The organism is Microbispora sp. H11081, assembly GCF_012999535.1.
Taxonomy (GTDB): domain Bacteria; phylum Actinomycetota; class Actinomycetes; order Streptosporangiales; family Streptosporangiaceae; genus Microbispora.
The window spans coordinates 1,173,886-1,198,000 of the sequence record NZ_JABBWV010000001.1; the positions used below are offsets into that span (position 1 = coordinate 1,173,886).

22 protein-coding genes are annotated in these 24,115 nt (G+C 71.5%); 11 read left to right on the forward strand and 11 right to left on the reverse strand.

The features are described from left to right. Positions 1-11: 11 nt before the first annotated feature. Positions 12-2,465 (forward strand): FAD-dependent oxidoreductase, encoded by a 2,454-nt coding sequence (locus HHX31_RS05030; protein ID WP_169945382.1) that lies wholly within the window; start codon positions 12-14, stop codon positions 2,463-2,465. 35 nt (positions 2,466-2,500) lie between these two features. Beyond that, complete coding sequence (gene purU / locus HHX31_RS05035) at positions 2,501-3,364, forward strand: formyltetrahydrofolate deformylase (protein WP_169945384.1); 864 nt, start codon at positions 2,501-2,503, stop codon at positions 3,362-3,364. Positions 3,365-3,513: 149 nt separating this feature from the next. On the opposite strand, the gene HHX31_RS05040 is transcribed toward purU, so the two are convergent. Genes HHX31_RS05040 through HHX31_RS35530 form a run of 3 tightly spaced genes read right to left on the reverse strand, consistent with a single transcriptional unit; the run spans position 3,514 to position 5,827 of the window. After that, positions 3,514-4,017, reverse strand: coding sequence for a hypothetical protein (locus tag HHX31_RS05040; protein WP_169945386.1), 504 nt, complete (start codon positions 4,015-4,017; stop codon positions 3,514-3,516). A 17-nt stretch (positions 4,018-4,034) separates the two neighbouring features. Beyond that, a complete protein-coding gene (lysA, locus tag HHX31_RS05045; protein ID WP_169945388.1) occupies positions 4,035-5,363 on the reverse strand; it encodes a diaminopimelate decarboxylase in 1,329 nt (442 codons plus the stop codon). Further along, positions 5,360-5,827, reverse strand: coding sequence for an Lrp/AsnC family transcriptional regulator (locus HHX31_RS35530; protein WP_169945391.1), 468 nt, complete (start codon positions 5,825-5,827; stop codon positions 5,360-5,362). Before HHX31_RS35530 ends, lysA begins: the two co-directional genes overlap by 4 nt. A 363-nt stretch (positions 5,828-6,190) precedes the next feature. Between HHX31_RS35530 and HHX31_RS05055 the strand changes: the two genes are divergently transcribed. The 3 genes from HHX31_RS05055 (at position 6,191) to HHX31_RS05065 (ending at position 9,969) form a co-directional block, all read left to right on the forward strand. Continuing rightward, positions 6,191-8,104 carry an amino acid transporter gene (locus tag HHX31_RS05055; protein ID WP_396710022.1) on the forward strand — a complete coding sequence of 638 codons (1,914 nt, stop codon included), beginning with the start codon at positions 6,191-6,193 and terminating at the stop codon, positions 8,102-8,104. A gap of 98 nt (positions 8,105-8,202) precedes the next feature. After that, positions 8,203-9,192, forward strand: coding sequence for a zinc-binding dehydrogenase (locus HHX31_RS05060; protein WP_169945395.1), 990 nt, complete (start codon positions 8,203-8,205; stop codon positions 9,190-9,192). 165 nt (positions 9,193-9,357) lie between these two features. Then, positions 9,358-9,969: a CGNR zinc finger domain-containing protein gene (locus HHX31_RS05065; RefSeq protein WP_169945397.1), complete on the forward strand. Its 612-nt coding sequence runs from the start codon at positions 9,358-9,360 to the stop codon at positions 9,967-9,969. 111 nt (positions 9,970-10,080) lie between these two features. Here the strand turns inward: HHX31_RS05065 and HHX31_RS05070 are convergent, their stop codons facing one another. From HHX31_RS05070 to HHX31_RS05095, 7 genes are all read right to left on the reverse strand, one after another. Further along, entirely contained in the window at positions 10,081-10,599 is a 519-nt protein-coding gene (locus tag HHX31_RS05070) for a DUF1707 domain-containing protein (RefSeq protein ID WP_169945399.1), read from the reverse strand. After that, positions 10,596-11,399, reverse strand: a complete 804-nt coding sequence (locus HHX31_RS05075; RefSeq protein ID WP_169945401.1) for an ABC transporter permease — start codon at positions 11,397-11,399, stop codon at positions 10,596-10,598. The genes HHX31_RS05070 and HHX31_RS05075 overlap by 4 nt, the downstream gene beginning before the upstream one ends. Further along, on the reverse strand, positions 11,396-12,373 hold the full coding sequence (locus tag HHX31_RS05080; RefSeq protein WP_169945403.1) for an ATP-binding cassette domain-containing protein: 978 nt from the start codon (positions 12,371-12,373) through the stop codon (positions 11,396-11,398). Before HHX31_RS05080 ends, HHX31_RS05075 begins: the two co-directional genes overlap by 4 nt. Positions 12,374-12,390: 17 nt before the next feature. Beyond that, a complete protein-coding gene (locus HHX31_RS05085; protein ID WP_169945405.1) occupies positions 12,391-13,320 on the reverse strand; it encodes a DUF4097 family beta strand repeat-containing protein in 930 nt (309 codons plus the stop codon). Further along, positions 13,320-13,847 (reverse strand): toxin-antitoxin system HicB family antitoxin, encoded by a 528-nt coding sequence (locus HHX31_RS05090; protein ID WP_169945406.1) that lies wholly within the window; start codon positions 13,845-13,847, stop codon positions 13,320-13,322. The genes HHX31_RS05085 and HHX31_RS05090 overlap by 1 nt, the downstream gene beginning before the upstream one ends. 70 nt (positions 13,848-13,917) lie before the next feature. Beyond that, positions 13,918-14,052 (reverse strand): hypothetical protein, encoded by a 135-nt coding sequence (locus HHX31_RS34960; RefSeq protein ID WP_283244368.1) that lies wholly within the window; start codon positions 14,050-14,052, stop codon positions 13,918-13,920. Continuing rightward, positions 14,052-14,312, reverse strand: a complete 261-nt coding sequence (locus HHX31_RS05095; protein WP_169945407.1) for an SAV_915 family protein — start codon at positions 14,310-14,312, stop codon at positions 14,052-14,054. Before HHX31_RS05095 ends, HHX31_RS34960 begins: the two co-directional genes overlap by 1 nt. A 429-nt stretch (positions 14,313-14,741) precedes the next feature. On the opposite strand from HHX31_RS05095, the gene kdpF reads away from it, so the two are divergent. From kdpF to HHX31_RS05125, 6 genes are read left to right on the forward strand one after another with little or no spacing between them, the layout of a single operon-like run. Then, positions 14,742-14,831: a K(+)-transporting ATPase subunit F gene (gene kdpF / locus HHX31_RS34120; RefSeq protein WP_169945409.1), complete on the forward strand. Its 90-nt coding sequence runs from the start codon at positions 14,742-14,744 to the stop codon at positions 14,829-14,831. After that, a complete protein-coding gene (kdpA, locus tag HHX31_RS05105; RefSeq protein WP_169945410.1) occupies positions 14,831-16,492 on the forward strand; it encodes a potassium-transporting ATPase subunit KdpA in 1,662 nt (553 codons plus the stop codon). Before kdpF ends, kdpA begins: the two co-directional genes overlap by 1 nt. Next, positions 16,492-18,645, forward strand: a complete 2,154-nt coding sequence (gene kdpB, locus HHX31_RS05110; protein WP_169945412.1) for a potassium-transporting ATPase subunit KdpB — start codon at positions 16,492-16,494, stop codon at positions 18,643-18,645. Before kdpA ends, kdpB begins: the two co-directional genes overlap by 1 nt. Further along, the gene (locus tag HHX31_RS05115; protein ID WP_169945414.1) at positions 18,646-19,518 is read left to right on the forward strand and encodes a potassium-transporting ATPase subunit C; all 873 of its coding nucleotides are present in this window, start codon (positions 18,646-18,648) and stop codon (positions 19,516-19,518) included. It abuts the gene before it with no gap. 5 nt (positions 19,519-19,523) lie between these two features. Continuing rightward, positions 19,524-22,079 (forward strand): sensor histidine kinase KdpD, encoded by a 2,556-nt coding sequence (locus HHX31_RS05120; RefSeq protein WP_169945416.1) that lies wholly within the window; start codon positions 19,524-19,526, stop codon positions 22,077-22,079. Continuing rightward, the gene (locus HHX31_RS05125; RefSeq protein ID WP_169945418.1) at positions 22,076-22,744 is read left to right on the forward strand and encodes a response regulator; all 669 of its coding nucleotides are present in this window, start codon (positions 22,076-22,078) and stop codon (positions 22,742-22,744) included. The genes HHX31_RS05120 and HHX31_RS05125 overlap by 4 nt, the downstream gene beginning before the upstream one ends. 53 nt (positions 22,745-22,797) lie before the next feature. Here the strand turns inward: HHX31_RS05125 and HHX31_RS05130 are convergent, their stop codons facing one another. Continuing rightward, entirely contained in the window at positions 22,798-24,114 is a 1,317-nt protein-coding gene (locus HHX31_RS05130) for a hypothetical protein (protein ID WP_169945420.1), read from the reverse strand. Position 24,115: the final 1 nt, after the last annotated feature.

The following is a 24,115-nucleotide window of genomic DNA, read 5'->3' on the forward strand; positions in this document are numbered from 1 at the left end:
ACCGAGGAGTCATGAACGCAGAACAGCCGGCTCGCAGCAGGGTCGTCATCATCGGTGGCGGCATCGTGGGCACGAGCGTCGCCTACCACCTGGCCAAACTGGGCCTGTCGGACGTCGTCCTGCTGGAGCAGGGCAGCCTTTCGTGCGGCACCACCTGGCACGCGGCCGGCCTGGTCGGCCAACTCCGCGCGACGGACGCCATGACGCAGTTGATCAAGTACTCCACCGAGCTGTACGCCGAACTGGAGGAGGAGACCGGCCTCGGCACGGGCTGGATGCGCACCGGCAGCCTGTCGGTCGCCCGCACCCCCGAGCGGATGGCCTCGCTGCGGCGGACCGCCGCCACCGCCCAGGCGTTCGGCGTCGAGGCGCAGGTGATCAGCGCCGCGGAGGCCGGGGAGAAGTGGCCGCTGATGCGGACCGACGACCTGGTCGGCGCGGTCTGGCTGCCCGGCGACGGCAAGGCCAACCCCACCGACCTGACCCAGGCGCTCGCCCGCGGCGCGCGGAAGCGGGGCGCGAAGGTCCTGGAGAACACCAAGGTCATCGGCATCGACGTGGCCGACGGCCGGGTCACCGGCGTACGCACCGAGGCCGGCACGATCGAGTGCGAGATCCTGGTGAACTGCGCGGGCCAGTGGGCCGCCCAGGTCGGCGCGATGGCCGGGACGACCGTCCCCCTGCACTCGGTCGAGCACTTCTACGTCGTCACCGAATGGATGGAGGGCGTCACCCGGGACCTCCCGGTGATGCGCGACCAGGACGGCTACATCTACTTCAAGGAAGAGGTCGGCGGCCTGGTCATGGGCGGGTTCGAGCCCGACGCCAAGCCGTGGGTCGGCCCCTACGACATCCCCGACCCCTTCGTCTTCCAGTTGCTCGACGAGGACTGGAACCAGTTCGCCATCCTCATGGAGAACGCGATCACCCGGGTGCCCGCACTGGAGCGTACGGGGATCAAGAAGTTCTACAACGGCCCGGAGAGCTTCACGCCGGACAACCACTTCATCATGGGCGAGACGCCCGAGATCCCCAACATGTACGTGCTCGCGGGGTTCAACTCCACCGGCATCGCCTCGGCGGGCGGCGCGGGCCTGGCCCTGGCCGAGTGGATCATCGAGGGCGAGCCGACCCGTGACCTGTGGCCCGTCGACGTCCGGCGCTTCGCGAAGTTCAACGGCAACGAGGTGTGGCTGAGGGACAGGACCAAGGAGACCCTCGGCCTCCACTACGCCATCCCGTGGCCGAACCGCGAGCCGGAGACCGGCCGCCCCCTGCGCCGCTCGCCCGTCCACCACCTCCTCGACGCCGCGGGCGCGGTCATGGGCAGCAGGATGGGCTGGGAACGGCCCAACTGGTACGCCCCCGAGGGCGTCGACAAGGTCGTGGAGTACTCCTTCGGGCACCAGAACTGGCGCCCGTACGTCGACGCGGAGGTCGAGGGCACCAGGAACAGGGTCGCGCTGCTCGACCAGACGGCCTTCACGAAGTTCCTGATCAAGGGGCCGGACGCCGAGGAGGTGCTCCAGTACCTCTGCACGGCGGACGTGGCCGTCGCCCCCGGCGCGACCGTCTACACCGGCATGCTCAACGACCGCGGCGGCTACGAGTCCGACGTCACGATCACCCGCGTCTCCCGGGACGAGTACCTGCTCGTGACCGGCTCCGGGCAGAGCACCCGCGACCACCACTTCATCACCAGGAACCTCCCCGAGGGCTGCCGGACCCAGATCGTCGACGTGACCTCGTCGTACGCCGTCTTCGGGATCATGGGACCGAGGTCGCGCGACCTGCTCGGCAGGCTCACCAAGACGGATCTGTCGAACGAGCGCTTCCCCTTCTACACGAGCCAGGAGATCGAGCTCGGGCCGGTGCCGTGCCGCGCCACCCGCGTCAGCTACGTCGGCGAGCTGGGCTGGGAGCTCTACATCCCCACCGAGTACGCGGTCACCGGGTTCGAGTACCTCAACGAGGCGGGCGCCGAGTTCGGCCTCGTGCTCGCCGGCCACTACGCCATCGACGCGATGCGCGTCGAGAAGGGCTACCGGGCGTGGGGCCGTGAGCTCACCCCCGACCGCACCCCGGTCGAGGCGGGCACCTCGTTCGCCTGCAAGCTCGGCACGAACATCCCGTTCCGCGGCCGTGAGGCGGTCGAGAAGCAGAAGCAGTCGGGGGTGAACCGCAGGCTCGTCTCCCTAGTCGTGGACGACCGCGACGTCGCCCTCTGGGGAGGCGAGCTCGTCCTCCGCGACGGCGAGCCCGCCGGCTTCGTCAGCTCAGGGACGTACGGACCGACCCTCGGGAAGGGCGTCGCGATGGCGTACATCGAGCGTCCCCTCGACCTGGTCGACGCGGACTACATCAACTCCGGCACCTACCAGCTCGACGTCGCCGGCCGGCTCGTGGACGCGGCGGCGAGCCTGCGCGCCCCGTTCGACCCGTCCGGCTCGCGGCTGAAGGCGTGACCCCCGGCCGAAGGAACGAGTAGGAAGAGACACACGTGGAAACCGGCTCAAGGTCCATCGTCATCACGCTGTCGTGCACGGACCGGCCTGGCATCGTGCGCGCCGTCGCGGACTTCTTCTTCGACAGAGACTGCGACATCATCGAGAGCCACCAGTTCGGCGACCCTCACTCCGGTCTGTTCTTCATGCGCGTCCACCTGCGCGCGGGACAGGCCACCCCGCCGGTCGACGGCCTGCGGGCGGACTTCGCCTCCGTGGCCGACACGTTCAGGATGCAGTACGAGCTGCACGATCTCAGCGTCCGGCCACGGCTGCTGCTGATGGTGTCCAAGTTCGACCACTGCCTCAACGACCTGCTCTACCGGCGGCGGTCGGGGCAGCTCCCCGTCGACATCCCGGCGATCGTGTCGAACCATCCGGACCTCGCGCCGCTGGCCGAGTGGCACGGGATCCCGTTCCACCACGTGCCGGTGACGAAGGAGACCAAACCGGCCGCGGAGCGGCGGCTCCTCGAACTGGTCGATGAGCACCGGATCGACCTGGTGGTGCTCGCCCGCTACATGCAGATCCTGTCGGAGGATCTGTGCAAGGCCCTGGACGGCAAGGCGATCAACATCCACCACTCGTTCCTGCCGAGCTTCAAGGGCGCCAACCCGTACGGCCAGGCGCACGAGCGCGGGGTGAAGCTGATCGGCGCGACGGCGCACTACGTGACGTCCGACCTCGACGAGGGCCCGATCATCGAGCAGGACGTCGTGCGCGTGGACCACTCCACGGCCGTGCCGGACCTGGTGGCGCTCGGCCGGGACGTCGAGTGCCGCACGCTGGCCCGCGCGGTGCTCTGGCACGTGCAGCGGCGGGTGCTGCTCAACGGCCACCGCACGGTGGTCTTCGCCTGATCCCGGACGCCGGCCTTCGCGGAGGCCCGAGGCCGGAGCACCCGCTCCGCCACGGGCCTTCGCGGGACGGAGCGGCGAACGGTCATGTGCCGGACGCTAGCATCCCCTGTCGATCACTCGTCGGGCTCTTCCGGGGTGCGCGGCAGGGCTCAGCGCCCGCTCGCCGCGATGGTCCGCCATTCGCCCTCCAGCCCGGCCGCGGCACGCCGCGCGGTCCACGCGCGGCGTCCCGACCGCGCGAGGTGGCCGGCGGCCCACAGACCGCCGGCCGCGGCCGGTCCCGCGAGCAGGGCGACCACGACGACCAGTACGGGCGACGAGGGGCCAGGGGCCGGTTCCTCCCCGGCGTCGACCCAGATGTCCAGCCGGTCTCCGGGCCGGTGCCCCGAGGTCGTCACCTGTCTGCCCGTGTGCGGGCGGCCGTCCCTGCCGGTCCAGACGACCTCCACCACGCCGGCGGGCAACGGAGCGGACCGGCCCGCGGCGACGGGGATCCGGAGCACCCGTACGACCCGGGCGGTCACCGGCCGGTGGCCGTCGGCGTAGGCGTCCGCGCCGCGCGTCATCAGCGCGCTGACGCTCGCGCTGGTGGCGCAGCCGACGATCAGGAGCAGCGCGGCCGTCACGACGCGTACGGCCGGCGAGGCGTGCACGGTGTCGCCCGCGCCGCTCAGAGGCCGACGTCGCGGCGCAGCAGGTCGTCGAGGCCCTCGCGGCGTACGACGAGCCGTGCCTTGCCCCGGCTGACGGCGACGACCGGCGGACGCCCGGTCATGTTGTAGGTGGAGGCCATCGCGTGGTTGTAGGCGCCGGTGGCGGCGACGGCGAGCACGTCCCCCGGGTGGATGTCGCTGGGGAGCGCGACGGCCTCGGCGAGCGTGTCCCCGCTTTCGCAGTGGTGGCCGACCACGGTGAAGTCGCGCTCGCCCGCGTGCGCAGGCCGCCCGATCATGCGCATCTCGTACCGTGAGCCGTACATCGCGGGCCTGGGGTTGTCGCTCATGCCGCCGTCGACGGCGACGTACGTCCGGCGCAACCCCTTCTTGACGGTGATCACCCGATACAGCGTCACACCGGCGGGCCCGGCGACGGCCCGTCCGGGTTCGACGGTCAGCCGCGGCGCGGGCAGGCCGAACCCGGCGCAGCGCCGCTCGACGGTCGCGGCCAGCGCGGAGAGCCGGGCGGGAGCGAGCCCGGCCTGCCCTCTCGTGTACGCGATCGCGTGGCCGCCGCCGAGGTCGAGCTGGGGCAGCGTCACTCCGTGCGCGTCGCGGATCCGCGCGAGCTGTTCCACCAGGACGCGGGCGCTCCGCTCGTACGGCTCGGCGTCGGCGATCTGGGAGCCCAGGTGGCAGTGCAGGCCGACCAGTTCCAGGCGCGGCTGGCGCAGGATCCGGTTCACCGCCTCCCGCGCCGCGCCCGCCGCGATGGACAGGCCGAACTTGTGGTCCTCGCCGCCCGTGCGGATGGCGGCGTGCGCCCCGGCCGCGATGTCGGGAATCACCCGCACCAGCACCTTCTGCCGCATACCGGCGGGGACGAGCGCGGCGAGCCGGTTGATCTCGGCGAGGTCGTCGACGACGATGCGGCCGACACGCTCGTCCACCGCGGCACGCAGCTCCATGGGGGTCTTGGCGTTGCCGTGGAGGATGATCCGGTCCGCGGGGAAGCCCGCGGCCCTCGCCACGGCCAGCTCGCCGGCCGAGCACACGTCGAGGGAGAGCCCCTCGGACCGGACCCAGGCGGCCATGGCGCGGCACCAGAAGGCCTTGGCGGCGTAGGCGATCTCGGCGCGGGGCAGTGCGGCGCGGTAGGCGCGGCAGCGCAGGCGCACGTCCGTCTCGTCCATGACGTACGCCGGGGTGCCGAAGCGCGCGGCCACCTGCGTCAGGTCGACGCCGCCGACCGACGCGCTCCCGTCGGGCCGGAAACGGGCGGTGGCCGGCCAGGGGCCGTCGGCGGTCTCCATCGAACGCGCTGGTGTGACGAGGAGGCTCATTTCGTTCTCTTCTCCGCCAGGAGCGCCTGGCCGAGTCCGGTGACCGTACGGGTCACGATCTGAGTGCAGGTGGTTTCCGCGCCCGCGTCGCGGAGCGTCGCCACCGCCCGTTCGAGGTCGTGCATGCTCCGGCAGGCCACCCGCACCTCGATGTCGGCGTCGCCGAGCAGGACGAGCGCGCCCAGCACCGCGGGCATCTCGCGCAGCCGCCGCTCGTACGTCGCGCAGGTCACGCCGGCGCGCAGCCGCACGCGTACGACGGCCTGAATCGGACGGCCGAACGCCGCCGGGTCGACCTCGACGCGGACGGCGGCCAGTGCGCCGCTGTCGCGCAGCCTGCGCAGCCGGACGGAGACCGTGCTGTCGCCGAGCGCGAGGTCGCGGGCGAGGGTGCGCACCGGAGCGCGTCCGTCCCGCGCCAGTGCCTGGAGCAGCGACCGGTCGACGTCGTCGAGGGATCTCACCGCACACCGCCTCCCGCACGGCTCCGCGCGCTGAACGGGCGGACAACCCGAAACTTGGACACACGACACGCTATGCACGGCCCGGCCTCCGGACGGAGGATCCTGACGCGATCCCTACGGCGGGCCCGCCGAATCTGACGCCCGATTGACATCCGCCCCGCGGGGCCGTCTCCGCCGCCCGTCCCGGCGCGGCGGCCCGCCCTCGGCCGCCGTCAGCCCTTCGCCGGACCCCCGTCACCGTCGTCGCGCAGCGTGATCGGACGACTTCCGCTCTTGACGCCTTCTTGACGCCCTGACCTCGGTGTCCGCGGCGATTCCGCCAGTAGTGTGCATGCGTCCATTTACGTGTTCTTGATGCGGGAGGTGGCCGGGTTGGGGCGTTCTGTCGCCACGCCGGCGGGTCCGGTGCGCACCTGGCTGCTGGAAGGTCTGCAGACCGATCGCGAGGCGATCGAGCACGGTCCGCACGCGAAGCACCCGTGGTGGCGGGTGATGTGCCTGACCGGTGTGGACTACTTCTCCACGCTCGGCTACCAGCCGGGGATCGCCGCGCTCGCGGCCGGGTTCCTGTCTCCGCTCGCCACGGTGTTCCTGGTCGCGCTCACGCTGCTGGGCGCGCTGCCGGTCTACCGCCGGGTGGCCGCGGAGAGCCCGTACGGCCAGGGTTCGATCGCGATGCTGGAGAAGCTGGCGCCGCAGTGGTGGGGCAAGCTGTTCGTCCTGGCCCTGCTGGGTTTCGCGGCCACCGATTTCGTCATCACCATGACCCTGTCGGCGGCCGACGCCACCGCCCACCTCCTGGAGAACCCGTTCGCGCCGCACTGGCTCGCGGGGCAGCGGGTGCCGGTCACGCTGTTCCTGCTGGCCCTGCTCGGCGGGGTGTTCCTGATGGGCTTCACCGAGGCGATCGGCATCGCGGTGATCCTCGTCCTCGTCTATCTCGGGCTGAACGCCGTGGTCGTGGTCAGTTCGATCGCGCACGTGCTCCAGGCGCCGCACGTGGTCGTCGACTGGACGCACGCGCTGGACGCCGGCTACAGCAGCCCACTGGCGATGATCGGCCTGTCGCTGCTCGTCATGCCGAAGCTCGCGCTGGGCATGTCGGGGTTCGAGACCGGCGTCGCGGTGATGCCGGTCGTCAGGGGCGACGTACGGCAGCGGATCAAGGGGACCAAGCGGCTGCTGACCGTCGCCGCGCTCGTCATGAGCGTGTTCCTGATCTTCTCCAGCCTCGTTACGACCATGCTGATCCCGCACGCGGAGTTCGAGGAGGGCGGCCGGGCGAGCGGCCGCGCGCTGGCCTATCTGGCGCACGGGTTCCTCGGCGAGTGGTTCGGCAGCGTGTACGACATCTCCACGATCGCGATCCTGTGGTTCGCGGGCGCATCGGCGATGGCCGGCCTGATCAACCTGGTCCCGCGCTACCTTCCCCGGTACGGCATGGCGCCCGAGTGGACCGGCGCGGTGCGGCCCCTGGTGCTCGTCTTCTCGGGGATCGCGTTCGCCATCACGATCATCTTCGGAGCGGACGTGGACGCCCAGGGCGGCGCCTACGCCACAGGGGTGCTGGTGCTGATGCTGTCGGCGGCGGTCGCGGTGACGCTGTCGGCGTTCAGGAAGGGCCAGACGGTCGCCGCGGCCGGCTTCGGCGTGATCGCGGCGGTCCTCGCCTGCACGCTGGTCGACAACGTGGTCGAGCGGCCGGACGGCGTGAAGATCGCCTCCTTCTTCATCGCCGCGATCGTGGTCACCTCGGTGATCTCACGGGCCACCCGGTCCACGGAGTTGCGGGTCACCGAGGTCGGCCTCGACCCGCTGGCCGAGCAGTGGGTGAACGAGGCGGGCGGCCTGATCCACCTCATCGCCAACGAGCCGCACCAGCGGGACCAGGGCGAGTACAACGACAAGCTCCGCGAGCAGTGGATCAACCATCGGCTGCGCAGCGACGAGCCGGTGATGTTCGTCGAGGTGACCGTGCCGGACGCCTCGGAGTTCGAGACGGAGCTGCGGGTCAGGGGCGAGGAGCGCTACGGGCACAGGATCCTGCGCATCGAGAGCTCGGCTGTGCCGAACTCGCTGGCCGCGCTCCTGCTCCACCTCCGCGACCGCACCGGTGCGGTGCCGCACATCTACTTCCATTGGGCCGAGGGGAACCCGGTGCTCGCCATGCTGCGCTACCTGGTCTTCGGCGGCGGCGACGTGCCCCCGCTCACCCGCGAGGTGCTGCGCAAGGCGGAGCCGGACCTCGAGCGCAGGCCCCACGTCCACGTCGGCTAGCCGAAATAGACAGACATAGGCAAACTGGTTACGCTTCTTTCATATCATGAGCCATCGGTCGTCCGGCCGATCGGCGGGGCCGAGGTGAGGAGCGAGCCATGCGCGCGATCGAGTACGACCGGTTCGGCGGCTATGACGTGCTGGAGTTGCGGGAGAGGCGCCTGCCGGTGCCCACCGAGGGGCAGGTGCTCGTCAGGATGTCGGTGGCCGGGGTCAACCCACTGGACGAGACGGTGCGTTCGGGAAAACTCGCACCCGCCCTGCACAAGCCGCTGCCGATCCGGCCGGGTGGCTTCGGCGTGGGGCGGGTCGAGGAGCCCGGCGCCTCGGGACTGGCCGCAGGTGACCGTGTGGTGCTCAGCGGAGGACGGTACGGGGTGAGCGCCGACGGCTCGTGGGCCGACTACATCGCGGTCGACGCGGCCCATCTGGTGCCGATCCCGGACGGCGTCGACGACGAGACCGCCGCCGCGCTGACCACCGGCGCCGGTTACCTGACCGCCTACCTGGCGCTGACCGAGTTGGCGGGCTTCCGCGGCGGCCGGAGCGTGCTGGCGCCGGGCGTCGGCGGTGCGGTCGGTCAGGGCGGCGTGGAGGTCGCCCGTGTCCTGGGCGCGTCGCAGGCCATCACCACGGCCACCACCACCGAGAAGGCGGAGCAGGGCCGGGCCGCGGGGTATGAGGTCATCGACCTCACGCACGAGTCGCTGCGTGAAGGGGTCGCGCGGCTGACCGGCGGCAAGGGCGTGGATGTCGTGCTGGACGGCGTCGGGGGCTCCGTCACCGGGGAGGCGCTCGGCTCGCTGGCCGTGGACGGCACCCTCGTCAGCATCGGTTACGCGGCTGGAATGCGTGCCGAGATCAACGTGACCGACCTGATATGGAAGAACGCCCACATCCACGGATTCAGGTTCGCCTTGTTCACCCCCGAGCAGGTCAACGCCGCCAACGCGGCCCTGCTCGACCTGGTTGCGCGGGGTGAGCTCCACCCGACGGTGGCGCAGGTCCTCCCGCTGGAGAAGGCCGCCGAGGCGCAGCGCCTCCTGGCCGAGGGCGGGCCCTTCGGCCGCGTCCTGCTCGCGCTGTGACCCGGCGCGCCGCACCAGGGTGACACGGGGCGTATGCCCCAGCGCCAATGGAGGACCTGATGGGCACGTCGGCTGTGCGGACATGTCCGTTAGGATCCGCGGACACACCGTGTCGGTGCTACGCGACGCCAGGGGATGTCGCGTCCCCGGAGAAAGGACAACGCGATGACGTGGCCGGCCACGGAGCGCTACGGCTTGGAACCCGCTCCCGGCGGTCTCGCGTTCGTCCAGGACCTGCTCAACACCTCGCCCGCCGGCCGGCCGCGCCATGCCGACTGGCTCGACGACCCCACCACCGCGCAGACGTGGCTGAGCGAGGCGCTCGCCCGGTGGAGCGCGGCTTCCGGCCGGCCCGCTCCCGATGTGGACTTCACCGATCGTGACCGCGAGGCGCTGCGGGATCTGAGATGGGCTCTCCGCAGGCTTTTCGCCGAGCAGAGCGCCGGCGCCGAGGCCGTGTCCGCGCAGGTGCCGGCCGCCCTTCCGGCACTGTCCGTCTCGATGCGGGTCGACGAGCGTGGCACCGTCGTCGCGGAACCTTCGGGCACCGGATGGCGGAGGGTCGCATCGCTCGTGCTGATCGAATGCCTCCAGGCCCAGCAGACCGACCAGCGGCGGCGACTGAAGATATGCCGCAACGAGCGCTGCCAGTGTGCGTTCTACGACCGTTCACGCAACAACAGCGGCGTCTGGCACGACGTGCGGTTCTGCGGAAACGCCGCGAACCTGCGCGCCCACCGCGCCCGCAAGCGGGAACAGGCCGCCTCCGGCGAGTGACCCACGCGACACAGAACCGCACTGGAGCACTGGAGCACTGGGCACGGCGCGGCAGGCCCTGCCACGCGGTGTTCATCATGCCGTGTCGTCATGCCGTGTCGTCATGCCGTGTCATCTTCGCGCGGGGCGGATGGTGACGCTGCCGTAGGGGAGCTCGCCGGTGATCCGGACGTGCAGCGCGCCGGGACGTCGCCGGCCGGGCACCTTGCTCGTCACCCTGCCCCACTGCGTGTGCACGCCGTCGGCGTTCGCGCTCGCGCCGGCGGGCAGGATGAACGTCGCGCCGCCGTACTTGAGCCAGAGCTCGACGTCGATCACCGCGTACGGGACGTGGGCCTCGGACAGGTCGAGCCGCACGCTGCCGTACTCGGACTCGACGCGCAGCCGGCGCGGGACCTCCCAGTCGCCCTTGCGCGTGATGCGCCCGCCGGTGGATACGAGATCGACCACGTCGTCCGGCAGGTCGGCGACGACCGTGGCCAGTTCGTGGCGGGACGCGGCGGTGAGCGCCAGCCCGAGCCGCCGCTCCAGCTCGTCCTGGCCGAGCCGGCCGTCGGCGTACGCCTGCTGGACCAGCTCCACCACCCTGTCACGCTCCCCGTCAGGGAGGCGTCCCGTCGCGCCGCTCATCGGCTGACGGCTCTCTGGTACAGCCGCGTGGCCAGCGGCACGAACACGACCAGGAGCAGGACCGACCACAGCAGCGACACAGGCACCGCGTGCCGCAGCGGCCAGGCTGCCGGCGCGGGAAGAGCAGGCGTGGTGTTGCCGAACAGCTCGCGCGCGGCCTGGACGAGCGTGGAGACCGGGTTCCACTCGGCGATCGGCTGCAGCGGCCCGGGCAGCCGCGTGCTGTCGACGAAGGCGTTGGACAGGAAGACCAGCGGGAGCGACACGAGGGTGGCGATGTTGTTGAAGACCTCGGGCGTGCGCAGGGTCAGCGCGACCGTGGCCGTCACCCAGGAGAAGGCGTACGCGAACAGCAGCAGCATCAGGAAGCCAAGGAGGGCGTCGAGCGGCGAGGTGTGGATGCGCCAGCCGACGAGCAGCCCCACCAGCGTCATCGTGGCGATGCTGGTCACGTTCATGATCAGGTCGCTGAGGGTCTGGCCGGTCAGCACCGCCGAGGGCGACATCGGCAGGGTGCGGAACCGGTCGAAGACGCCCTTCTGCAGGTCCTGGGTGAGGGTGTAGCCGGTGATCTGCGCACTCGTCGTGATCGTCATGACGAAGATGCCGGGGAGCATGTACTCCGCGTACGACATCCCGGGCAGCGTGATCATGCTGCCGAAGACGTAGGTGAACAGCAGCACGAACACGATCGGCAGCATGACCACGCCACCAAGCAGGTCGGGCGCTCGGCGGATCTTCAGTGCGTTGCGCTTGGTGATCGTCACGCCGTCGGCGACGGCCATGCGGAGGGTGCTCATCGGACGGTCTCCCTCGCCTTGTCCGTGGTCCTGCCGGTGGGTTCGTGTCCCGTGAGGGTCAGGAACACGTCGTCCAGGGTCGGGCGGCGCAGCCCGGCGTCGCGCACGGTGATCCGCTCGGTGGCCAGCCGCCCGAGCGCGCCGGTCAGCACGGCGGCGCCGCCGGTGACCGGGACCGTCACCCGTAGGGCGGCGGTGTCGGTCCGCATGTCGCCGACGGCCAGCGGCGCCAGCGTCCGCCTGGCGGTCTCCAGGTCGGCCGCGCTCGTCACGGACAGCTCGATCCGGTCGCCGCCGACCTGGTCCTTGAGCTGGTCGGCGGTGCCCACAGCGATCACGCGTCCGTGGTCGACCACCGCGACACGGTCGGCGAGCCGGTCGGCCTCCTCCATGTACTGGGTGGTGAGCAGCACCGTCGTGCCGTCCGCGACGAGTTCGGCGATGACGTCCCACAGGGCCGCCCTGGCCCGCGGGTCGAGGCCGGTGGTGGGCTCGTCGAGGAACAGCACGGGCGGGGAGGCGACCAGCGCGCCGGCCAGGTCGAGCCGGCGGCGCATGCCGCCCGAGTAGCCCCGCACGGGCCGGTCGGCCGCGCCGGTCAGGTCGAAGCGCTCCAGCAGTTCGCGGGCGCGCTGCCTGGCGCGCCTGACGCCCAGGTGGTAGAGGCGGCCGACCATCTCCAGGTTCTCCGCGCCGGTGAGGTGGTCGTCGACGGCGGCGTACTGGCCGGAGGCGCCGATGCGGGCCCGTAATCGGCGGGCGTCACGGACGACGTCGAACCCTGCCACCGTCGCGCGGCCCGCGTCCGGTTCGAGCAGTGTGGTGAGGATGCGCACCGTCGTGGTCTTTCCCGCTCCGTTCGGGCCGAGCAGGCCGAGCACGGTGCCCTCGGGGACGGTCAGCTCCATCCCGTCGAGGGCGGCCACTTCGCCGTATCTCTTGACCAGGCCCTCGGCCACGATCGCGTCCGGCATGGGAACCTCCTTAGGTGTCAGGCGCGGTGGATGACGACGTCGCCGTAGGTGGTGTGGGTCCGCACCTCGACGACGCGGTCCGCACGGCCGGGGTCGTCGCCGGGATCGAGCGAGACGTCCACGACGCCGTAGGTGGAGCTCACGTCGAGCCAGGCGGCGGTGCCCTCCCTGATCCCGAGGTCCAGGCCGCCGCCGGTCGTCTCCATGACGATCGAGCCGGACACCGCCTCGCCGATCCGCAGGCCGGCGTACGCGGTCTTCGCGGCGACGCCGGCCAGGGCGCGGTCGACGGCGAGGTCGCCGTGGGCGCTGCTCAGCCGCAGTTCGCCGGTCACCTCGCGGATGCGGACGGAGCCGTGGGAGGTCTTCACCACGGCGGTGCCGTCGACCTCGCCGATGTGGATGCCGCCGTGGGTCGTGGTGACCTCGGCGTGCCCGGAAACGCGGATGACCGAGATGTCGCCGTGGGTGCTCCGCACCCGGAGCCGGGCGGCCTGCTCGATCCGGATGTCGCCGTAGGAGGTGGCGGCCGTCACCTCGCCGAGCGTTCCCCGGCACAGGACGACCCCCGCCGTCGTGGCGTCGAGGTGGGAGCCGGCGGGCAGGTCGATCGTCACCTCGGCCGAACCCCGGCCGAGCAGCAGCGAACGCGCCCAGTTGGAGGGCGACTCGACGAGCTTGCCGAGTGAAAGGCCCCAGCCGGATGCGGTGGCCGCCTGCTCCTTGGCCGTACGCACCAGGAGCCTGCCGTCGGCGTAGTCCACCTGGATGTGCCGGGCGGCCTGGACGTCGGCGTCGTTGGACTCGTCGCTCGGACGGATGTCGACGACGGTGTCGGCGCGGTCGCTCGCGTTGACCCGGACGGCGGCGGTCGCCACGTCGAGTACGGCGAGGATCGGGCGCGGTGTGTCGAAGGTCCGGGCTCCGGCCTGCCTGCCGCCGGTCATCAGCGCACCCAGCCGCGGTAGCGGTTGCCGGTCTCCGGCTCCGGGCGGCGGCCGGAGCGGCGTCCGGAGCCGGGGTCGAGCGCGACGCTGACGGCGCGGACCAGCCAGGCGTTGACCGACAGCCCCTCACGCGCCGCCGCCTCCTCGATGCGCGGCTTGAGGTGGTCGGGGACCCGGAGCGAGATCCGGGACGTCCCGCCGTCGTCGGTCTCGGGCGGCGGCGGGACGTGCGGTGTCTCGCTCTGCCCGCTCTCGCCCTGCTCGGGCAGGGAGCGCACGCTCTGCGGCGGGGGGGTCACGACGAAACCGGGGTCACGCCCGCGCAGCCGCACCTCGACGGAGCCGGGGGCGAGGTCCTGGGTGATCTCGTCGGCGGCGGCCGCCAGTGCTTCGAGCAGCGCGAGCCGGGTGGCCGATTCGAGTGTCGCGGCGAGGCGCTCGGCGAGTGCGCGGGCTTCCTCGCCGCCCACCGCGGCGACCATCGCGAGTTCGCGCCGGAGTTGGTCGACATGAGGCGCAAGGTCCATGACGCCATCATGACATCACAATGGCGTCACTGCAATCCGCATTGTCCTGGAGTCTGACGCCATGACGGCGTCACACAGTGGATGCTTCCACGTCGTGGGGGAGACGGCGGAGGTCCTCCTCCCCGTGGGGGAGCGGGTCCGGGGCGGCCGAGGGCTCCGCGGGCCGGTCGTCCTGGTCGGGGAGGTTCTGCTGGAGAACGCACATCACGCGGTCCTGGAGGTCGGCCGGCTCATCGTGCCGGTGGGGTCGATCACGAGGCCGATCGCGCCGAGGCCATTGGTCATGCCGCGCAGCGCGGGCTCGCTGAGCCGGATCCAGTCCTGGTCGCCGCCCAGCACCTTCGCCAGCCGGAGCGGCGAGGTGAAGGCCACCGCCGTCCGCTCGCCGGCGGCCGTACGGAACAGGCGAAGCGCCAGGGAGAACCCACTGCGGCGCACCGGCACGTATAACGGATCTTCGATCATGTCATGCCTTCCATAGGACTCTCGAAGGCGACATTAGATTCGGCGCGGCCACCGGGAGCGCCATCACTACGCGATCCCGACGCCCGGCCGCGGAAAGCTGACGCGGGATTGACGGAGCGCCGCCATCCGGCGCGCCGATCCGGTTCGCCCGCCCCCTGACACGGCGTACGCCCTGGGTCCGGCGGCCTGCGGGGGCGGGCGGGACCGATCACGTAGGGGCCGCGTCAAGGTTTCGAGTCGCGGCGTATGAGAGCCGTCAAGAACGTCAAAGCTCGTTAAATTCGGCGCTTTGCTGGCTTGTGGCCGTCTGTCCGGCGGCCGGGCAAGCTTACCGATTTGAGGAAGTGAGATGGCTGACGTCATCTTCGTCGCCCTGACGGTCGCGATATTCGCGATCTGCGGGCTCATGCTGAAGGCGGTGGAGCGCCTGTGAGCGCTGTAAACGCCGCTGGTCTGGTCGTCGCCGTCGGCCTGACGATCTTCATGATCGCGGCCCTGCTGTTCCCGGAGCGTTTCTGATGTCGCCGACCACGGCCGGGATCGTCTTCGTCGCATCCCTCGTCGTCGCCCTGGTGCTGACGCATCGGCCGCTCGGCGACTACATGTACCGCGTCTACACCGGCACGCGGCACCTGGCCTTCGAGCGGGTGATCTACCGTCTCATCGGGGTCCGGCCCGACACGGAGCAGCGGTGGAGCGTCTACGCCCGCAACGTGCTCGCCTTCTCGGCCGTCTCGATCCTGTTCCTCTACGCGTTCCAGCGCCTGCAGGACCGTCTGCTGCTGAGCCTCGGCTTCCCCGCGGTGACCGGCCACGTGGCGTGGAACACCGCGGTCAGCTTCGTCACCAACACGAACTGGCAGGCGTACTCGGGTGAGTCCACGATGGGCCACCTGGTGCAGATGGCCGGCCTCGCGGTGCAGAACTTCGTGTCCGCGGCGGTCGGCATGGCCGTGGCGGTCGCCCTGGTGCGCGGATTCGCCCGCAACAGGACCGAGACCCTGGGCAACTTCTGGGTGGACCTCGTCCGCGGCACGATCCGCGTCCTGCTGCCGATCGCGTTCGTCGGCGCGCTCATCCTGGTGGCCGGCGGCGTGATCCAGAACTTCTCCGGCGTGCACGAGGTCACCACGCTGGCCGGGGGCACGCAGGGCATCACCGGCGGGCCGGTGGCCAGCCAGGAGGTCATCAAGGAACTCGGCAACAACGGCGGCGGCTTCTACAACGCCAACTCCGCCCATCCCTTCGAGAACGCCGCCTCCTGGACGAACTGGCTGGAGATCTTCCTGATCCTCGTGCTGCCGTTCGCGCTGCCGCGCACGTTCGGCCGCATGGTGGGCGACCGGCGGCAGGGCTACGCGATCGTCGCGATCATGGGCGTGCTGGCCCTCGCCAGCGTCGCGCTGGTCACCGGGCTGGAGATCGCGCATCACGGCACCGTCCCGCAGGCGGTCGGCGCCGCGCTCGAAGGCAAGGAGATCAGGTTCGGCGTGCCGAACTCGGGGACCTTCGCCGCGGCGACGACGCTGACCTCGACCGGCGCCGTGGACTCCTTCCACGACTCGTTCACCGCGCTCGGCGGCATGATGACGATGTTCAACATGATGCTGGGCGAGGTGGCGCCCGGCGGGGTCGGCGCGGGCCTGTACGGCATGCTCGTGCTGGCGGTGATCACCGTCTTCGTCGCCGGTCTGATGGTGGGCCGCACACCGGAGTACCTGGGCAAGAAGATCGGCGCACGCGAGATCAAGCTGGCCTCGCTGTACTTCCTGACCACCCCGGCGCTCGTGCTCGTGGGCACCGCCCTGGCCATGGCCTCGCCCGAGCAGCGCGCGAGCATGCTCAACTCGGGGCCGCACGGCCTGTCGGAGGTGCTCTACGCGTTCACCAGCGCCTCCAACAACAACGGGTCGGCGTTCGCCGGCATCACCGTGAACACCCCGTGGTACGACACCGCGCTCGGACTGTGCATGGCCTTCGGCCGGTTCCTGCCGATCGTCTTCGTGCTCGGCCTCGCCGGGTCCCTGGCCAGACAGGCCCCCGTACCGGCCTCGGCGGGCACGCTCCCCACCCACCGGCCCCAGTTCGTCGGCATGGTCGTCGGCGTGACGATCATCGTGGTGGGGCTGACCTTCCTCCCCGCCCTGGCGCTCGGTCCGCTCGCAGAAGGAATCCAGTGATGACAGTGCTCCAGGAGCCGGAGGCTCCGCACCGCGCTACCGCTCCCGCGAAGGAAGGGAAGGTGGGCGGCGGCCTGCTCGACCCGGCGCAACTCCTCACCTCACTGCCCGACGCGCTGCGCAAGCTGAATCCCGTCACGCTGTGGCGCAACCCGGTGATGTTCATCGTCGAGGTCGGCGCGGCGTTCACCACCGTGCTGGCGATCACCGATCCTTCCTTCTTCGCCTGGGCCATCGTGGTGTGGCTGTGGCTGACGGTCGTGTTCGCCAACCTGGCCGAGGCCGTGGCGGAGGGCCGGGGTAAGGCCCAGGCCGCCACGTTGCGGGCGGCCAGGCGCGACACCACGGCGCGCCGTCTCAAGGACTGGCGGCCGGGACAGGCGGCGGTCGAGTGGGACACCGTGGGCGCGCCGGAACTCCGGCAGGGCGACGTCGTCGTCGTCGAGGCCGGCGAGATCGTCCCGGGCGACGGCGACGTGGTCGAGGGCATCGCCAGCGTTGACGAGTCGGCCATCACCGGCGAGTCGGCCCCCGTGATCCGCGAGTCGGGCGGCGACCGCTCGGCCGTCACGGGCGGCACCAAGGTGCTGTCGGACCGGATCATCGTACGGATCACCCAGAAGCCCGGCGAGAGCTTCATCGACCGGATGATCGCCCTCGTCGAGGGCGCCAACCGGCAGAAGACCCCCAACGAGATCGCCCTCAACATCCTGCTGGCCGCGCTGACGATCATCTTCCTGATCGCCACCGTCACCATGCAGCCGCTGGCGATCTTCTCCAAGGCCCAGAACCCCGGCATCCCCGACTCCCTGGCGCTGGACGGGCACGGCGTCACCGGCATCGTGCTGGTCTCGCTGCTGGTGTGCCTTATCCCGACCACGATCGGGGCGCTGCTGTCGGCCATCGGGATCGCCGGCATGGACCGCCTGGTGCAGCGCAACGTGCTGGCAATGAGCGGGCGGGCGGTGGAGGCGGCCGGCGACGTCGGCACGCTGCTGCTGGACAAGACCGGCACGATCACGCTGGGCAACCGGCAGGCGGCCGAGTTCCTCCCGGTGCCAGGGGTGCCGGCGATGGAACTGGCGCGGGCGGCGCAGCTGTCCAGCCTCGCCGACGAGACCCCCGAGGGCCGTTCGATCGTGGTCTACGCCAAGAACGCCTACGGCCTCCGCGAGCGGCGGCCCGGCGAGCTGGACCACGCCGACTGGGTTCCGTTCACCGCGCAGACCCGCATGTCCGGCGTCGACGTCGACGGGCGCCGGGTCCGCAAGGGCGCCGCGACCGCCGTGATGAAGTGGGTGCGCGACAACGGCGGACAGCCGGGCGGGCACGTCGGCCAGCTGGTCGACGGGATATCCGCCTCCGGCGGCACCCCGCTGGTGGTGGGTGAGATCGACGACCGCGGCACGGCCCGGGTGCTCGGGGTGATCCACCTCAAGGACGTCGTCAAGGCGGGCATGCGGGAGCGGTTCGACGAGATGCGCCGGATGGGCATCCGCACCATCATGATCACCGGCGACAACCCGCTGACCGCCAAGGCCATCGCCGACGAGGCGGGGGTGGACGACTTCCTGGCCGAGGCGACGCCGGAGGACAAGCTCGCGCTGATCCGCAAGGAGCAGGAGGGCGGGCGGCTGGTGGCGATGACCGGCGACGGCACCAACGACGCCCCGGCGCTGGCGCAGGCCGACGTGGGCGTGGCGATGAACACCGGCACCTCCGCCGCCAAGGAGGCCGGGAACATGGTCGACCTCGACTCCAACCCGACCAAGCTCATCGAGATCGTCGAGATCGGCAAGCAACTGCTGATCACGCGGGGGGCGCTGACCACGTTCTCGATCGCCAACGACATCGCCAAGTATTTCGCGATCATCCCGGCCATGTTCGCCGCGGTCTATCCGGGGCTGGACACGCTGAACGTCATGCGGTTGCACAGCCCGCAGTCGGCCATCCTGTCGGCGGTCGTCTTCAACGCCCTGGTGATCGTGGCCCTCATCCCCCTGGCCCTGCGCGGCGTGCGCTACCGGCCCTCCAGCGCCTCGAAGCTGCTCGGCCGCAACCTCTACGTCTACGGCCTCGGCGGGATCGTGGTCCCGTTCCTCGGCATCAAGCTCATCGACCTGATCATCATGTTCCTTCCTGGGATGTCATAAATGGAACGCCTGCCAAGCTGGATCCGCCAGCACCTCGCGGCGCTGCGCGCGCTTCTCGTGCTCACCCTGGTGACCGGCGCGATCTATCCGCTGCTCGTCACCGGCGTCGCCCAGGCCGTGCTGGGCGGCAACGCCAACGGCTCCCTCCTGCGCGAGGACGGCACGGACGTGGGCAGCGCCCTCATCGGCCAGAGCTTCACCGACGAGGACGGCGCCCCGATCAGGACGTACTTCCAGAGCCGTCCCTCGGCGGGCGGCTACGACCCGCTGGCCTCGGGCGCGAGCAACCTCGGCCCCGAGGACGTCCTCGACACCCTGCCGGTGCCTGGCGCGAAGGACGACGAGGGCAACCCCGACACCGGCAGGCAGAGCCTGCTCACCCAGGTGTGCGCCCGCTCGAAGGCGGTCGGCGAACTGGAGGGCGTCAGCGGGGCCAGGCCGTACTGCACGGCGGACGGCGTCGGCGCGGTGCTCAAGGTCTTCCCCGCAGCCGGCGCGCCCGCCCGGGTGGTCAGCGTCAACCAGGCCTGTCCCGCCGCGCCTTTCGTCGCCGCGTACCAGGGGGTGAAGGTCGAGTGCGGCAAGCCGGGAGAGGACTACTCGGCCGGCCGCACCGTGCCGGTGCGCGGAGACGCACGGGCGGTCGTCCCGCCGGACGCGGTCACCGCGAGCGGCAGCGGCCTCGACCCGCACATCTCCGTCGCGTACGCGGAACTGCAGGCGCCCAGGGTCGCCAGGGAGCGCGGTCTCGGACTGGACGCGGTGCGGGCCCTCATCGGGAGGCACACCACCGGCAGGGCGCTCGGGTTCATGGGCGAGCCCGCCGTGAACGTGCTGGAGCTCAACCTGGACCTGGACAGGCTGAAGGGATGAGCTAGATGGCACGCGGGCGGCTGCGCGTCTATCTCGGGGCGGCCCCCGGGGTCGGCAAGACCTACGCGATGCTCGGCGAGGGTCGCAGGGCGATGGAACGCGGGAAGGACGTGGTCGTGGGTCTCGTCGAGACCCACGACCGCCCGAGGACCGCCGGGCTCCTGGACGACATGGAGGTCCTCCCACGGCGGCGTGTCGTCTACCGGGGCGCGACCTTCAGCGAGCTGGACGTCGAGGCGGTCACCGCCCGCGCGCCGAGGATCGTCCTGGTCGACGAACTGGCGCACACCAACGTGCCCGGCTCGCGCAACGCCAAGCGCTGGCAGGACGTCGAGGAGATCCTCGACGCAGGCATCGACGTCGTCTCCACGGTCAACATCCAGCACCTGGAGTCGGTCAACGACGTCGTGCGGGAGATCACGGGTGTGCCGCAACGGGAGACCGTGCCGGACGAGGTCGTACGGCGGGCCGATCAGGTCGAGCTGGTCGACATGTCCCCGGAGGCGCTGCGCCGCCGGATGGCCCACGGCAACGTCTATCCACCGGAGAAGGTGGACGCCGCCCTGTCGAACTACTTCCGGATCGGCAACCTGACGGCGCTGCGCGAGCTGGCCCTGCTGTGGGTGGCGGACAAGGTGGACGAGCAGCTCGACCGCTACCGGGCCGAGCACGGCATCGCGGGCACCTGGGAGGCCAGGGAACGCGTCGTCGTCGCCCTGACCGGCGGGCCGGAGGGCGACACCCTCATAAGGCGGGCCGCCCGCATCGCCGCGAGGAGCAAGGGCGCCGACCTCCTCGCCGTACACGTGACCAGGGCCGACGGGCTGGCCGGCGGCGACCCGGCGTCGCTGGCGCGGCAGCGCACGCTGGTGGAGAGCATCGGCGGGACCTATCACCAGGTCGTCGGCGACGACATCCCGCGCGCGCTGCTCGCCTTCGCCGGCGGCGTCAACGCCACCCAGCTCGTGCTCGGCGCCTCCCGGCGCGGCCGGTTCGCCCAGCTCTTCTCCCGGGGCGTGGGGGTCGAGACGACGGCCCGCTCCGGCTCGATCGACGTCCACATGATCACCCATGAGCAGGTGAGCAAGGGCAGGCGCCCGTCGCGGCCCGGCGCCGCGCTCACCCGCGCGCGGCGCGTCGCGGGCTGGGCCGCGGCGATCCTCGGGCTTCCCCTCCTGGCGCTGGCGCTGCTGCCGTTCCGCCACGACCTGTCGCTGCCCAGCGAGATCCTGCTGTTCCTGCTGGCCGTCGTGGGCGTCGCCCTGATCGGCGGCAGGTGGCCCGCGGTGACCGCCGCGGTGGGCGGCTCGCTCCTGCTGAACTACTTCTTCACCCCGCCCGTCAACCGGTTCACCATCGCCGACCCGGAGAACCTGCTCGCCCTGACGATCTACGTACTGGTGGCGATCATGGTGAGCACCGTCGTCGACCTGGCCGCCAGGCGCACGCGGGAGGCCGCACGGGCCCAGGCCGACGCCGAGGTCCTGTCCACGCTGGCGGGGCACGTGCTGCGAGGCGAGCACGCGCTGCCCTCGCTGCTCGCCAGGCTGCGCGAGACCTTCGCGCTCACCTCGGTCACGCTGCTCGAACGCCGTCCGGAGGCGACGAGCCCCGAGGCGCAGTCGGCGCCAGGGGCGTGGCGCATCGTCGCCACAGCCGGGGGCGCCCCCTGCACCTGTCCTGGCGCCGCGGACACCGACGTGGCCGTCGACGACGACCTCGTGCTCGCCCTGCGCGGGCGGCTGCTCGACGCCGCCGACCGCCGGGTGCTCCAGGCGTTCGCCGCCGAGGCCGCCGTGGCCCTGCGGCAGGAGCGTCTGCGCGAGGAGGCCGAGAAGGCGAAACCGCTGGCGGAGGCGGACAGGATGCGCACCGCGCTGCTGGCCGCGGTCAGCCACGACCTGCGCACCCCTCTCGCGTCGGCGTGCGCGGCCGTGGAGAGCCTGCGCGCCACCGACGTCGACTGGTCTCCCGAGGATCGCGAGGAACTCCTCGCCACCGCGGACGAGTCGCTGTACAAGCTCGACCGGCTGGTCGCGAACCTCCTCGACATGAGCCGGCTCCAGGCCGGGGTGCTCGGGCTGGTGCTCCAGCCGGTGGCGATCGAGGAGGTCGTGCCCCGGTCGATCGACGACCTCGGGCCGCTCGGCGACCAGGTGGAAGGCGACGTCGCGCTCGACCTTCCCGAGATCGTGGCCGATCCCGCGCTGGTCGAACGCATCCTGGTCAACCTGATGACCAACGCCGTCCGCTACAGCCCGGCCGGCCGGAAGGTCCTGATCACCGCGAGCTGGCACGGCGACAACGTGGAGATCCGGGTCGTCGACCGCGGTCCCGGCATCCCGTCCGAGGCGTACGACCGCGTCTTCATGCCCTTCCAGCGCCTCGGCGACCGGGACAACCACACCGGCCTCGGCCTCGGCCTCGCGCTCTCGCGCGGCCTGGCGGAGGCCATGGGAGGCAGCCTCGTGCCCGAGGAGACGCCGGGCGGCGGCCTCACCATGGTCCTCGCCCTGCCCCTCGCCTCGCGAGCCCGCGTTCCGCAAGGGGGAACGACATGACCCGCATCCTCGTCGTCGACGACGAGCCGCAGATCCTCAGGGCGCTGCGCATCAACCTGGCGGCTCGCCGTTACGAGGTCGAAGTCGCGGGCGACGGCTCCTCCGCCCTGCGCGTCGCCGCCGACTGGCACCCCGATGTGGTTCTGCTCGACCTCGGCCTGCCCGACATGGACGGCGTGGACGTCATCCACGGACTGCGCGGCTGGTCCTCGACGCCGATCCTGGTCCTGTCAGGGCGCGCGGCCGTCACCGACAAGATCGCCGCCCTGGACGCCGGCGCCGACGACTACGTCACCAAGCCCTTCGGCATCGACGAGCTCCTCGCCCGCGTGCGAGCGGTGACGCGCAGGGCGCTCATCCAGGGGCAGGAGCTCGCGTCCGTCGAGATCGGCGACCACGTGGTGGACCTGACGAGCAAGACGATCTCCGGAGGGCTGCGGCTCACCCCTACCGAGTGGCACCTGCTGGAGATCCTCGTACGGAACCCGGGCAAGCTCATCAGCCAGCGGCACCTGCTCGCCGAAGTGTGGGGGAGGAGCCATGTCAAGGAGACGAACTATCTGCGCCAGTACATGGCGCAGCTCCGCAAGAAGCTCGAACGCGACCCGTCCCACCCCGTGCACCTGATCACCGAGCCGGGCATGGGCTACCGGTTCACGCCATGACCCATGGCGGCCACCGATGAGCGACCATGAGCGACCATTTCGGCGGGCGGGCTTCAGGCGGCGAAGAGGAGAAGCAGGCCGACCACCGTGTAGACCACCATCAGCATGAGCAGGGGAACCTGCCCGAGGACGGCGGTGCGCCGGGGGAACAGGGCCAGCGCCCGGTCGTGCGCCAGCACCGTGCCCAGCACGTGTCCGATGACGATGACCGTGACCTGGAGGGTGGCGACTCCCGCCGGGGTGGTGCCGAGCGCCTGGATGGTCCATCCCGCGGTGCCGAGCCAGTTCGCGCCGGTGTCCAGCGGGTCGGACAGCAGGGCGATGGTCCGCTGCCCCTCCAGTAGGAACAGGGTGTAGTAGTGCGCGACGACGTATCCGACGGCGATCGGGACGATCGAGTGGGCGATCTCTCCCGTCGTCGTGCCGGGCGGGGCGCCGCCCCACCGGCCGGCGAGCGAGGTCGCGGCACGGAACGCCACGAGCACCAGGGCGATGACGGCGACCAGGCCCGCGGTGCCCATGACCGGGGCGGGCACCGGACTCTCCTGTACGAAGCGCACCCACACCGGGGCGTTGGACAGGCTGTCGTACATGGTGGAGCCCAGGAGCACGACCACCAGCGCCGTCAGGCCCGGCGCCGGCCGCAGCCCGGCCATGCCGTCGAGGGAGTTGCGCCAGACCACGACGCCGTCGTCGCGTCTGTGCACGGGAGCGAGCCTGCCGACGAGGTCGCTGTAGGCCTCGAACGGATCCGCGTGGTCGAACCACCGGGACCCGAAGATCACCGCCCCGCCCAGCATGAGCACGGCGTAGACCGCGAGCCAGGCCCCGATGACCGGCAGGGTGGCCCGTTCCGGAGCGACGAGTTCCAGCCAGACGAAGGCGAACAGGCCGGCGCAGGCGGGCCAGCGCCCGACCCCCGCGGGCAGCGGCCGCAGGCCGCGCCCCGGGTCGCGTCCGAGCGCCGCGCAGGCCAGCAGGTGCAGCGTCCGCAGCGGGTTGAGGCCGCGCCACACCGGGCCGAGCAGCAGCGACAGCGGCACCAGGCCGACCCAGAACAGGACGTAGAACGCCCCGGCCGTGGGATTGTCGGCCCGATCCGGGCCGAAGACCAGCCCGACGCAGAAGTACGCCGCGGCGACGAGCCCGGCGATCCGCCAGACCCACCGCCAGGCCGGAGCGGTCACGGCCGTCTGGACGGCGGCGGGCAGCGCGCGGGCGGCGGAGAGGCCGCCGCCCAGCCGCGGTTCCTTCCACAGCGCGCCGAGCGCCACGAACGACACGAGCAACGCGAGGGCCGCGCCGGTCAGCGCGGCGGAGAACGGGATCGGCAGGTCCTGACGGCCGCCGACGCCGTGGGCCAGCAGCATG